Origin of the sequence: Chitinophaga eiseniae (genome assembly GCF_012641265.1) — a bacterium.
GTDB lineage: Bacteria > Bacteroidota > Bacteroidia > Chitinophagales > Chitinophagaceae > Chitinophaga > Chitinophaga eiseniae_A.
In genome coordinates, this window is sequence record NZ_JABAHZ010000002.1 from 1,220,162 (window position 1) to 1,234,203 (window position 14,042).

The following is a 14,042-nucleotide window of genomic DNA, read 5'->3' on the forward strand; positions in this document are numbered from 1 at the left end:
CTCTACGCAGTGTATTTTTTGAATACAACGATGGCATTGTGACCACCAAAACCGAAGGTATTGCTCATGGCAATATTAACGGTACGTTGCTGCGCCTTCCCAAGGGTGAGGTTCAGATTGGTAGGGATACCTTCGCCGAGTACAGTAGTATTGATAGTAGGAGGAATGATGTCTTCCTGGGTAGCCTTGATACAGGCGATGGCCTCAATAGCGCCGGCAGCACCCAACAGGTGGCCTGTCATGGATTTGGTGGCGCTGATATTGAGTTTTGGCGCATGTTCGCCGAAGGCAGCTACGATGGCTTTCAGTTCACTGAGGTCGCCTACGGGGGTAGAGGTGGTGTGAGAGTTCACATAATCCACATCTTCGGTAGTGATACCTGCATCTTCCAGGGCCTGTTCCATACCGAGGCGTGCACCCAGTCCTTCCGGATGGGTAGCGGTGAGGTGGTAAGCATCGCAGGTCATAGCGCCGCCAATCATTTCGCCGTAGATGGTAGCACCTCTGGCAATGGCGTGTTCGTATTCTTCCAGGATGATAGCGCCTGCGCCTTCGCCCATTACAAAACCATCACGTTCTGTGTCGAATGGACGGGAAGCATGTTCCGGATCCTGGTTGCGGGTCGACAAGGCTTTGAGGGCGTTGAAACCGGCAATACCAGCGCGGGTAACAGGGGCTTCAGAGCCTCCGGTTACAATAGCTTTGGCTTTACCAAGGCGGATGTAGTTAAATGCGTCTACCAGTGCGCTGGTAGAAGAAGCACAAGCCGATACGGTACAGAAGTTAATACCCATGAAACCGTATTTCATGGCAATCTGGCCTGCAGCAATGTCGCAGATTAATTTAGGGATAAAGAACGGGTTGAATTTAGGAACAAAGTTGTCTTTGGTGAATTCAACGATCTGTTCTTCGAACGTGAGCATACCGCCGTTACCGGAAGCCCAGATCACCCCGATCTGGGTTTTGTCGATACCCTCTTTGTCCAGCCCTGCATCAGCTACTGCTTCCTGTGCAGCCGCCATCGCGTACTGAGTGAAGCAATCCATCTTGCGGGCTTCCTTCTTTTCCATATATTTTTCCACATCAAAGTTCTTCACCTCACAGGCAAACTTGGTTTTAAACTCCGTGGTATCAAACTTAGTGATGGGGCCGGCGCCACTTACGCCCGCCTTCATGTTGCTCCAAAAAGTATTTACATCATTCCCGATAGGTGTTAATGCTCCCAAGCCGGTAACCACAACCCTTTTCAGTGTAACAGTACGCATATTTTTTACTTTAATAAAAAAAGTTAGAGCGCAAATTTAGTTACTTATTGTTATGAATAAGCATATTCATTAAGATAATATAATATAACTTTTCTGTTTTTATGACCAAATGCAGTGTGGGCACGGATTTAAGCGTCATATAAGAGATGTTCTGACCCTTCTCTTACAAATTTCAAGGCATTTTTTGTCAAAAAAAGGCCGGCTGCAAGAGAATTGTCAGCAGAAAAACTCCTGGTAGATGGGATCACGCAGCGGCAACAGCAGTAGCCGGTTCCGATATAGCAGCCATTTTACGGGTACGTTGTTTCAGGAAGGAAATTACTTCTGCATCCGTTTGGAAGCGGCCTCCGATATTCACAAAATGTTTGGCCAGCAGGTCATAACGTTTTCCCATCAGGTATGCCCATACGTGCAGAAAGTGTATGCTGTCGAATACGATGGCATCGTTGCTGATATATTCGTCGAGGGTTTGTGTGAAGTAAACGGGGTGCTCCGTCCAGTGCATACTGGGTTTCACATGGTGACTAATATGATAGCCGTCATTCCAGCATTTGTGGTTGTATTTGGTATTGATGCAGGTAATGCTGTTTTTGTAAGAATTGTCCGGTTCACGGGCATCAATGAAGGCATGTTGGGCCCAGTTGCCCACCATCATAATGATACGGGAGATAATAAAGGGCAATATAAATACCACGAAGGTGGCAGGAAAATTAATAAAGGACAGCCCCACACAGGCGAGGATAAAAAATACTTCTCCCCTTACCAGCTTCACCATCAGCTTATTTCTTTTTTTACGGATATGATAACGGGCGGTATCATAAACGCCAAAGGTAACGAAGTGGAAGAGGTACAGCAGGAATCCCCGGAAGGAATCGCGCTGGTAGATCATCGTACAGCTGTCATCATCCGGCATATTGTTTTCCGGGTGGTGCATACCTATATGGTGGGCATAATATGATTCAGGTGTTTGGCCAAACAGGGGGCCAATGAACCAGGGGAGGTAGTTGTTCCAGAACTGGTATTTTTTTTCAAAGAAGGCCCGGTGGCTGGTGCAGTGGAGCATGAGGCCAAAAGGTCCTTTGAAGGTGATATTATTGAGAAACTGGTACGCAATGGCAGCCCCCCACCAGAGCCAGTTGTTGAGGCCTGGTACATATAATAGGATAGCCAGTGGCCACAGGGTAAAGGTAATTTTCATGGTCAGGTACACGAATGGGAGGTCACGCTCATCCCTGATCCAGCTTAAAAAAAGACGATCAAGTGCACTGTAATGTTCCGGCTTTACGTAAACGGGATCAGTAAGTTGAGAAAGATGCTTCATACGCGCTAGTATATTTTACTACAGTGGTAACTGTGCTGGCAAAACGGAGCCGGTGAATTATAATAACGTGCCCCTGCGATATATATTTCACATAGGTTGGCCGAAAGGTAACCATTTTTGTGCTATACTGGTAGTAATTACGGTTAATTTTGTAATTTCCATGCGAATATGTATCTGTCAGGGGCGTGAAACGCCTGATAACGTAGGTTTTAGAGAGTGCTAGGGATAGTCCTGTCATCACGTTAAAATACAGCCAAAACCAACCACTATACATGAAGAGATTGACCCTTAAAGATGTTGCGAAATTGGCCGGGGTAGCGCCTTCCACTGTTTCATTCGTGTTGAATGGAAAGGGGAAACAAATGCGTATACGGGATGAGGTAGCCGCCAGGATTATGCAGGTGGCCGAAAAATCGGGTTATGAGCCTCACCGGATGGCGGTGAACCTTCGCACGGGGCAGTCCAAAACGCTGGGATTGATCGTGGAAAGTATTTCCGGTAGTTTCTTTGCCAGCCTGGCCAAAACCATTGAAACGGAGGCAGAGCGCAGAGGCTATAATGTGGTGTATTGCAGTACAGAAAATAATGCGCAGAAGGGCGGTGAACTGATACGGATGCTGGGCAGGCAGATGGTAGACGGTTACCTGATTACCCCTGCTCCCGGTATGGAAAAGGAAATCCAGCAGCTGGTGAACCAGCATAAACCGGTGGTGTTGATGGACAGCTATTTTCCGACTATCAAAACACCCTATGTGCTGATCAACAATTTTGACGGAGTACAGCAGGGAATGAAACACCTGATTGGCAGGGGGCTGACAAAAATAGCCTTCGTGATGGTAGACGTGAAGCTGATACAAATAGAAGAGCGCCTGAGAGGCTATGTTACCGCGCTGAAAGACCATAAAATTCCTGTAAAGAAAAAATATATCCTGCAATTGCAGTATCACCGGCAGCGGGAAGATTCGCTCCGGGCGTTACAAGATTTCCTGGAGTCCAACCCTGAGCTGGATGCTATCTTCTTTTCCACCAACTACCTGGGTATCCTGGGGCTGGAAGTGATAGCCCGCATGGGGCTGAAGATGCCGGAAGACCTGGCTGTGCTCTGCTTCGACGACCACGATATTTTCCGTTTATACCCTCCCGGTATTTCGGTGATAGAGCAGCCGATAGAAGGTATTGCCAAAACAGCCATCGATTTATTGATGCATCAGCTGGATAAAAACAATGGCCCTATGAAGAAGCAGGCCATAGAGCTGCCCGGTAAGTTTATATTAAGAGGATCGGCCTGAGTGACGGGTAGCCACCAAAAAAACCGGTAAATACTTGCAAATGCTGGAAAAATATTTATACTTTTAGTATCGGCTTTTGAAAAGTAAGGGGAAAGGATTCTATGAATCTTTTTTTTCTATACCTATGCTAAATCGATTTTTCACGCAAAGTAACAAAGGAGCAAAGCCGCAAAGGCATTTTGTCAAAACATGGGCGCTTAAGGCGCTTAAAAATTTCTTTGCTGCTTAGCTCCTTAGCTCCTTTGCGTGATTCCTTTGAAAATAATTGTTATAATACATAATCATCATCGAAATCATGAAAAAAGTTGGACTGTTAGCAGCCGCTTTATTATGCCTGCATGGCGCCTATAGCCAAACGGTAAATAAAGTGACTGAGCCTGCAGACTGGGTAAACACCCTGATGGGCACCGATTCCAAGGTAAGCCTGTCGAACGGTAATACCTATCCTGCCATTGCCCTTCCCTGGGGAATGAATTTCTGGATGCCTCAAACCAATACCATGGGTAATGGCTGGGCATATCAATATACCGCTGATAAAATCAGGGGTTTTAAGCAAACACACCAACCTTCTCCATGGATCAATGATTATGGCCAGTTTGCCATTATGCCGGTAACCGGCTCCGTGAAGTTTGATCAGAACAAACGTGCCAGCTGGTTTTCCCATAAGTCAGAAGTAGCCCGTCCTTATTATTATAGCGTATACCTGGCCGACCCCGATGTAACCACGGAAATTACGCCTACAGAAAGAGCTGCCCAGCTGCGCTTTACCTTCCCGGCTACCGACAGCGCCTTCATCGTGGTAGATGCGATGGACCATGGTTCCTATATTAAAATAATACCGGAACAACAGAAGATCATTGGATATACCACCAAAAACAGCGGTGGTGTACCTTCCAATTTCAAAAACTACTTTGTTATCACTTTTGATAAACCTTTCACTGTTAGCAACACCTGGCATGACTCCGTACTGGTGAAAGGCCAGCTGGAACTGCAGGCCGATCATACCGGCGCCGTAGTTGGCTTTAAAACGAAGAGAGGCGAAAAGGTAGGCATTAAAACTGCTTCGTCCTTTATCAGTTTCGAGCAGGCGGAATTAAACCTGCAGCGTGAAATTGGCGGCGACAGCTTTGATGCCACCTGCAAGAAAGCGAAAGACACCTGGAACAAGGAACTCGGCCGCCTGGCCGTGGAAGGTGGTACTACCGAACAGGTAAGCACCTTCTACTCTTCCCTGTACCGCACGATGTTGTTCCCCCGCAAATTCTACGAAATCAATGCAAAAAATGAAGTGGTGCATTACAGCCCCTTCAATGGCCAGGTGTTACCAGGCTATATGTTTACCGACAATGGTTTCTGGGATACTTTCCGGGCGGTACACCCTTTCTTTACCCTGATGTACCCTACGCTCAGCGCTCACATCATGGAAGGCCTATCCAATGCCTATACAGAAAGCGGCTGGTTGCCCGAATGGGCCAGCCCCGGTCACCGCGACTGTATGGTGGGTTCCAACTCTGCTTCACTCATCGCAGATGCTTACCTGAAAGGCATACGCGGATATGATATTAATAACCTCTACCAGGCAGTACTGAAAAACTCTGAAAACGAGGGCCCAATGAGCTCTGTAGGCCGCCTGGGCGTGAAATACTACAACAGCCTGGGATATGTTCCATATGATGTAGACGTGAATGAAAATGCTGCCCGCACACTGGAATATGCGTACGATGACTTTACCATTTACCAGCTGGCCAAAGCGCTGAACCGGCCTAAGGAAGAAATTGAGCGCTTTGAAAAACGTTCGCAGAACTACCGCAACCTCTTCGATCCCGAAACAAAACTGATGCGGGGTAAAAATAAAGATGGCAAATTCCAGACACCATTCAACCCATTCAAATGGGGCGATGCCTTTACAGAAGGAAACAGCTGGCATTATACCTGGTCTGTATTCCATGATGTGAAGGGTTTGGCAGACCTGATGGGAGGCAAAGACATGTTTGCCCGTATGCTGGATTCTGTATTTAACATGCCGCCGGTATTCGATGAAAGCTACTATGGCACTGTTATCCACGAAATACGTGAAATGCAGATCATGAATATGGGACAGTATGCGCATGGCAACCAGCCTATTCAACACATGATCTACCTGTATAACTATGCCGGACAACCCTGGAAAACACAGTACTGGATTCGCCAGGTAATGAGCCGCCTGTATAAAGCTACCCCGGATGGATACTGTGGAGATGAAGATAATGGTCAAACCAGTGCCTGGTACGTATTTTCGGCCATGGGCTTCTACCCGGTTTGCCCCGGCACTCAACAGTATGTACTGGGTACTCCGCTGTTCTCTAAGCTCACTATGACTTTGGAAGATGGTAAGAAAATGGTGATCAACGCACCTGGAAACAGCGAGAAAAATCTGTATGTACAAAGCGCTGCCTTAAACGGAAAGCCTTATTCCAACAACTGGATCAGCCACCAGGATCTGCAGAAGGGCGGTACCCTGGAATTTAAGATGGGCGCTGCTCCGCAGAAAACAAGAGGTACCTCTCCTGCGGCGTTCCCTTACTCTTATTCAACAGCGAATAAATAAACACTAAATGGATATATAAACGATTTTCATTGTTCACTGAAATATTTCGTCCCGATTCTTCGGGAGGTATCTCTTTAGCTGTCGGGTGTTAGTTTTTAGCTTTTAATACATAAAAAAATCAAAGGCAAAAGCGAACATCTGGCAGCTAAAAATTTTTAAAACCACTGCTATGCGAAAATTATTAATACCCTTATTCCTCGTTACGGCTGTTGCTGTAAGAGCACAGGAAAACGTGATACAATACGTGAAGCCGATTACCGGCACACAAAGAATGGGACATACCTATCCCGGTGCCACCGTGCCCTTCGGAATGGTACAACTCAGTCCCGATACAGATACCATTCCTTACGAAATGAATGGAAAGTATAACCCCGATGTATATAAGTACTGCGCGGGTTACCAGTATGAAGACAAAACCATTGTAGGGTTTAGTCATACGCACTTCAGTGGAACGGGACATTCCGACCTCGGTGATTTCCTGATTATGCCCACTGCAGGCGCCTTACAGTTAAACCCCGGCACTGCCGATCATCCTGAAAGTGGCTACCGATCTGCCTACTCCCATAGCACGGAAGTAGCTGAACCTGCCTACTATAAGGTAAAACTGGAAGACGATAATATCCTCGCAGAGCTGACCGCCAGCAACCGCGTAGGATTTCATCAGTACACTTTCCCGGGTGCCGGCCAGGCACATATCATCCTGGATATGATGCATGGTATTTACAACTATGACAATAAAAACGTGTGGACGTTTATCCGCGTGGAAAATGATACGCTGGTAACGGGCTTCCGGCAAACTAACGGCTGGGCACGTACGAGAATAGAATACTTCGCCATGGTGTTTTCCAAACCCATTGTACAATACGGGCACGCCAACTACGCCAAAGATGTGTATAAAGGTTTCTGGAGGAAGTTTGATCAAACAAAGAATTTCCCCGAAATGGCCGGAAAACAAATTCGCGCTTATTTCGATTTTAACACCACACCCGGTGAAAAAATTAAAATAAAATTTGCCCTCTCTCCCGTGAGTACAGATGGTGCCCTGAAAAACCTGCAGGCGGAAATACCCGGATGGGACTTCGACCAGGTAAAGCGCGATGGACAGGCATTATGGACAAAAGAGCTGAATAAGATACATATTGAATCCGGTAGCCGGGAAGAAAAGGAAAACTTCTATACGGCCATGTATCATGCCTTCATCAATCCTACTACTTATATGGATGTGGATGGCGCCTACCGCGGACTGGATATGAACATTCATAACGCCGGCGGGCATACGAACTATACCACTTTTTCATTATGGGATACCTATCGCGCCCTGCATCCCTTGTTTAACATGATTCAGCCCGGCCGCAACGCCGATATGATACAATCTATGCTGCATCATTATGAGCAGAGCGCTCAGCATATGTTGCCCATATGGGCGCATTATGCCAATGAAAACTGGTGTATGATCGGCTATCACAGCGTATCGGTAATTGCCGATGCCATCATGAAAGAAAACGCACCGTTTGATGTGAATAAAGCCCTGGATGCCTGCGTTACTACCGCCCGCCACCGAAGTTATGATGGCCTGGGATATTACATTGACCGCGGTTATATCCCGGAAGATAAAAATGGTTCTTCGGTATCTAAAACATTGGAATATGCCTATGATGACTGGTGTATTGCGCAGGTAGCCAAAAAGCTCAACAGGATGGACATTTACGATGAATTCATGAAGCGCTCCCAGCACTACAGGAATGTGTATGATAGCAATACTGGCTTTATGCGTCCCCGGTTGGACGATGGCAGCTTCAAAGCTAACTTTGATGCCCTGCAAACGCACGACCAGGGCTTTATTGAAGGTAATGCCTGGAATTATAGCCTGTATGTGCCGCACAATCCGGATGATATGATCAGGATGATGGGCGGCAAGCGGCAGTTTACCGCACACCTGGATTCATTATTTACCATGGAGCTGCCGGATAAATTTTTTGCAGAAACGGAAGATATCACCCGCGATGGCATCATCGGTAACTATGTACATGGCAACGAACCCTCCCATCACGTAGCCTACCTCTATAACTGGACCGGCTATCCGTGGAAAACGCAGGAGCGGGTGCGGATGATCCTGAAGAAGATGTATCATCCTGGCCCTGATGGGCTGGGTGGCAATGATGACTGCGGACAAATGAGCGCCTGGTATATCTTTACCACGCTGGGCTTCTACCCCGTTTGTCCCGGATCTGACCAGTATTCGCTGGGTAGCCCGGCTATTGATAAAGCCACGCTGCAACTGGAGAACGGGAAAACTTTTACCATAGATGTGAAAAACCAGGGCGATAAAAATGTGTATGTACAAAAGGTACTGTTGAATGGTACGCCATTGAACCGCTTATATATTACACACGCCGATATCATGAATGGAGGGGCGCTTACTTTTTATATGAGTAACAAACCTAAGAAGCAGTGATCAATCTATAGTGCAACAGCCGTCTCTACTCAGTAGAGACGGCTTTTTTTATGCCCGGACGTCGTGGGATAGTCAGTTATGAACGTATTTTAACCTGTTGGGTGATCGCGATTTATTATTTTTTGAATGATTTTATTTAGAGGCACTATTATGGTAGTGTGTAATGAAAATGCCTGTAATGGCTATTATTGTTGTCTTTTAGACAATTAATATAGCATTTGATGGCTCTTTCTTCTCCTGTTTTTATGCAAAATTATCGTGGTAACACTGATTTTGGCGCAGGTTAAAATTTGCATAGAAGTGGTTAATTATAATGTGACCACATCTCGGTATGTGCGCTAATTTTACTCCGGATCAAAATAGTATTCACGCGTCTGCTTCAGCTGAAAGTAAGATGGGTATTGATATTAGCAATATATCAATCAATAGAACTATGTTATGAAATAGCCCGAAGGCTACATTTTTATCAGACACAAAATCTTTACCATTATTCATTAATCAGTTTTCGCGTTGCGCACAACGCTGGCTGGCGTGTACCTGCTTGCACGTGGCAGCCTGTTTCATTTCTATAATATAAACACTTATGAAAAAAACAATTGCAATAGCAGCATGGCTGCTGTTAGCGGTAGCTTTTGCCTATGCGCAAACAGCTACTATCACCGGGAAGGTGGTAAACAAAGACGGAACCGCCGTGCCCGGTGCATCTGTCCGGATACCAGGCCGTAATACAGGTGTGGCATCTGAGGCCGACGGCTCCTTTAAAATTAAGGCCCAGGCTGGAGATGTACTGCAGGTCACTGCTATCGGTTATATGACCACTACCATCAAAACTGGCAGCACTACGCCATTGGTGATATCGCTGATAGAAAATACGAGAGAAGTAAACGAAGTGGTGGTAACAGCGCTGGGCATTAAGCGCGACAAGCGCATGCTGACTTACAGTGTACAGGAAGTAAAAGGCGCTGCGCTCACGGAAGCGAAACAGGATAACGTGGTAAACGCGCTGGCAGGAAAGGTGGCCGGCGTACAAATCAGCAATTCCAGCGGCATACCAGGTAGCTCTGCGCGAATTGTGATTCGCGGAAATAGCTCACTGGTAGGCGATAACCAGGCTCTGTTTGTGATTGATGGTATCCCTATGGACAACTCTGAAGCCGGCAACCCGGGAAGACCGGAGTACTCGGGAGGTACCGCCAACCGCGCCAGCGATATAGACCCTAACATCATCGAAAGTATTTCTGTATTGAAAGGAGCCGCGGCTACAGCTTTGTACGGCTCATCTGCCGCCAGGGGCGCTGTGATCATTACTACCAAAAATGGCGCCGGCGCTCATGCTAAAGGTACACCAGACGTAGCTTTCAGCAGTAGCTATTCTTTTCAGACACCCATTTTACCTGCGTTGCAGGACAAGTTTGCGCAAGGCTCCGGCGGAAAATTTATTGATGGTAACAATGGCGGCAAGAACTCCTCTTCCTGGGGACCTGCTATCGATACCCTGACGGTAAACGGCATGCCAGTACGTAAGCACAACCAGATGAAGGAGTTTTTCAGAACAGGGCATACCACCGACAACAATATCAATGTGAGTGGCTATTCTGATAAAACCAATTACCTGGTGTCTTACTCTTACCTGAAAACAACCGGTACAATACCGCAGACGGATTATTCCCGTCACTCGCTTTTTACCCGCTTTGGAGTGAAACTGCTGAAGAACCTGCAGCTCACCACACAGTTTAATTACGTACAGTCAGATAACCACCGTTACCTGGAAGGAAATAATTTTATCAACCCCTTGTGGACCGTATATGGGGGCCCTATCTCCTGGGACCCGCTTCCTTCCACCAATGAAGACGGATCCCAGCGTCTTTTCCGTACCGGCAGAAATAACCCCTACTGGGTCCTCGATAATACTGGTTTGCGGGATAAAAACAACCGCATCATACCTGTAATTACGCTGGCCTATAATCCATTGTCATGGCTCACTATCACCGAACGTGCCGGCGCCGATATGTACGTAAATACCACCGATTACCATGAAGCCCCTGGCGCTATTGGCTGGGGTAACAACGGCTCTACGCCTGTCATTGGGCAGGTATATCAGCGGAATATCAAATACCAGCAATTTAACCATGACCTGATGGTGGAAGCCCGGAAGGAATTTGGTGCCGACTGGTTCACGAATATTCTCGTAGGTAATAATATCCTCAGCAGGTATACCGACAACTCTTTTGTACAGGGCATCGGTTTATCAGTCGATAAATTATATAACATCGGCAATGCTTCCAAGGTATCGTCCAGCTACGGTTACTACCGCAAGCGGAAGGTGGGGTTTTATGCGCAGGCCAACCTGGAATACAAGCGGATGCTCACGCTGGCGCTTACCGGCCGCTATGATGGTAGCTCCGTGCTGTCGGAAGGTAGCCAGTTCTATCCTTACGGTTCTGTGAGCGGGGGCTTCATCTTTACGGAAGCCCTGCATATGGCGGAGAGTCCCATCCTTAATTATGGTAAGCTACGCGTATCTTATTCGATGGTAGGCAATGATAATGTGGGAGAATATGCGGTTAGCAATCCTTATTATCAGGCAGGCGTAGGAAATATTGTCTTTCCTTTCCGCGATCAAAACGGCTACCTGCTCACAACTACCTACGGCTTCCCGTTGCGTAATGAGAAAGTAAAAGAATTTGAAATAGGATTGGAAACCAGGTTCCTGCAAAATAGGGGCTCCCTGGAGGTTTCGTGGTTTAATAAACGCAGCAGCGACCTGCTCACACCTGGCTCACCTATATCTGCTGCTACCGGTTTTAATGCCGCTTCGCTGAATGCGGGAAGTATGCAAAATAAAGGTATAGAAGTTAGCCTGGGCTATACGCCGGTTAAAACGAAAAACTTTACCTGGAATATCGGTGTTAACTATACGAAAATTGATAACCAGGTACTGGCCCTGGCTAACGGCATCTCCTATATACAGTTGGCAGGCTTTACCAGTCCCGGTATTTTTGCCTATGCCAATCAGCCCTACGGCGTAATTTACGGCAATCACTACATTCGTAATGCGCAACATCAATTGGTGCTCACCGACAAAGGATATCCAATTGTAAGCGACGACTATGGCCCTATTGGAAATTCCACTCCCAAATGGACGGGCGGCATCACCAGCAACCTGTCGTACAAAGGGTTTACTTTTTCTTTTGTACTGGATCATAAACATGGTGGTGATGTGATTAATCTCGATAACTCTTCCCTTTATTTCTATGGCACAGCAAAAGGCACAGAAAACCGCGGAGCCACCGTGGTGCTACCGGGTGTAAACGAGAAGACCAATGCGCCGAATGCTGTTCCCATTGTATTGGATGAAAACTACTATAAATCCTTTTATTCCAATTGCAATGAAAATAGTGTGGAAGATGGCTCTTACCTGAAGCTGCGGCAGGTATCGCTGGGCTATAATTTCGGGGCTTCGTTATTGAAACGCTCTTTCTTTAGATCAGTAGCGGTGACCGTTACCGGCACCAATTTCATTCTGCATAAAAATTACACCGGTTCTGATCCTGAAGTGAGTTTAAATGGAAGTGGTAATGGGCAAGGATTCTCGAACTTCCCGGTGCCCTCTAACCGCAGTGTTATTGCTGGTGTAAAAGTTATGTTCTAACCATATTTAAAGTATACAAGATGATAAATATTAAAATGAAGGTATGGATCGTGGCCGGTATGCTGCTGACAGCCGGCTGCAAGAAATTCCTGGATGTGAATAAAGATCCCAATAATCCGCTCCAGGTAAAGGAAGCACAGGTACTTCCACCGGTGGAGGTAACCACGGCTACCAGTATTGTAGGAGGTACTTATGGCAATGTGATCGCTTACTGGATGCAGCAGTTATCTATTAACCAGCCTTATCCCAGTATCGAATCGTATAACATTACGCCCGTGAATGGTAATAATACCTGGAGCTATTACCTGTATCCCAATGTTTTTCAGAACCTGAATATGATGATTAACCAGGCGGAGCAACAACGGCACCCGGAGTACGTAGCTATCGGTAAAACCTTGTTTGCCTATAACCTGGCCATTGCGGCCGATCTGTGGGGGAATGTCCCTTATTCGCAAGCCTTCCGGATCCCCGAGGTGATGAAGCCGGCTTATGATAGCCAGGAATCCATCTACATTACTATTCAGCAAATGTTGGACAGCGCCTTGTATTACATGCAACAACCTTCCGGAAAAGTGAAACCAGGCGCTGATGATTATATCTACAACGGCGATATGGGGCAATGGAAAAAGTTTGTATATACGCTAAAAGCACGCTATTATATGCGTTTGAGCAAAGCGCCGGGGCATACGGCTGCTCTCCAGGCAGATAGCGCCTTAAATGCCCTGCAACAGGGATTTGGCGATAATGCCGACAATGCATTGATGGCTTATCCAGGTGGTGGACAGGCCGAAAGCCCCTGGTTTATGAATACCGCCGATGCCGCCGGAGGAGTGGTATGTGCCCAGTCGTTCATCGATTCGCTGGTAGCCAGGAAAGACCCTCGCCTCGCGATCTTCGCGAAGAAAGGCGACAAGGGCACTTATGTAGGCAGAAAGGTAGGCGATCCACAGGCTGCTGACCTGGACTCATTTTCGCGGGTAAATAATTTTTATGCAGGGTCGGCTGCTTCGTTGTACCTGGCTACCTACGCAGAGGCCTTGTTTATAAAAGCAGAAGCCGCGTTTATCAAACAGGGCGCTGCTGCCGCTGCACCGGTATATACAGCGGCGATTGCAGCACATATGAAAATGCTGGGGATACCTGATGGCGCACAGCAAATCTATATTGCCTCCCGTCCGGCATTAACTGCCGCCAATACGATTGGGGAAATTATTACAGAGAAGTATATCGCCGGGTTCCTGTCGCCGGAAACGTATAACGATTGGAGAAGAACAGGCTTCCCGGTGCTGAAGCCTTACCAGGATGAGGTAGTAAAGGCCATTCCTCGCCGGTGGCCTTACCCGGCAGATGAGTTGCTCACCAATCCGCAGCCGGATCATAAGGCTACCCTGGGTGACCGGGTATGGTGGGATAAGAACTAAACATAAAAAACGCTCCGCTACTGCGGGGCAATAAAAAAGCGGCCGTTTCTTG

General features: G+C 47.1%; 7 protein-coding genes. 5 read left to right on the forward strand and 2 right to left on the reverse strand.

Annotated elements, in window-relative coordinates; genetic code table 11:
- Window positions 1-2 precede the first annotated feature (2 nt).
- On the reverse strand, window positions 3-1,265 hold the full coding sequence (gene fabF / locus HGH91_RS12675) for a beta-ketoacyl-ACP synthase II (RefSeq protein WP_168738782.1): 1,263 nt from the start codon (window positions 1,263-1,265) through the stop codon (window positions 3-5).
- 244 nt (window positions 1,266-1,509) lie between these two features.
- Entirely contained in the window at window positions 1,510-2,586 is a 1,077-nt protein-coding gene (locus HGH91_RS12680; RefSeq protein WP_168738783.1) for a fatty acid desaturase family protein, read from the reverse strand.
- A gap of 272 nt (window positions 2,587-2,858) precedes the next feature.
- Between HGH91_RS12680 and HGH91_RS12685 the strand changes: the two genes are divergently transcribed.
- The 5 genes from HGH91_RS12685 to HGH91_RS12705 all read left to right on the forward strand — a co-directional run bounded on the left by HGH91_RS12685 (window position 2,859) and on the right by HGH91_RS12705 (window position 13,990).
- Window positions 2,859-3,875 carry a LacI family DNA-binding transcriptional regulator gene (locus HGH91_RS12685; protein ID WP_168738784.1) on the forward strand — a complete coding sequence of 339 codons (1,017 nt, stop codon included), beginning with the start codon at window positions 2,859-2,861 and terminating at the stop codon, window positions 3,873-3,875.
- A gap of 295 nt (window positions 3,876-4,170) precedes the next feature.
- Window positions 4,171-6,462 carry a GH92 family glycosyl hydrolase gene (locus tag HGH91_RS12690; protein ID WP_168738785.1) on the forward strand — a complete coding sequence of 764 codons (2,292 nt, stop codon included), beginning with the start codon at window positions 4,171-4,173 and terminating at the stop codon, window positions 6,460-6,462.
- Between the two features lie 169 nt (window positions 6,463-6,631).
- Entirely contained in the window at window positions 6,632-8,917 is a 2,286-nt protein-coding gene (locus tag HGH91_RS12695) for a GH92 family glycosyl hydrolase (RefSeq protein ID WP_168738786.1), read from the forward strand.
- 583 nt (window positions 8,918-9,500) lie between these two features.
- Window positions 9,501-12,569: a SusC/RagA family TonB-linked outer membrane protein gene (locus HGH91_RS12700; protein WP_168738787.1), complete on the forward strand. Its 3,069-nt coding sequence runs from the start codon at window positions 9,501-9,503 to the stop codon at window positions 12,567-12,569.
- Between the two features lie 20 nt (window positions 12,570-12,589).
- Window positions 12,590-13,990, forward strand: a complete 1,401-nt coding sequence (locus HGH91_RS12705; protein WP_168738788.1) for a SusD/RagB family nutrient-binding outer membrane lipoprotein — start codon at window positions 12,590-12,592, stop codon at window positions 13,988-13,990.
- Window positions 13,991-14,042 lie beyond the last annotated feature (52 nt).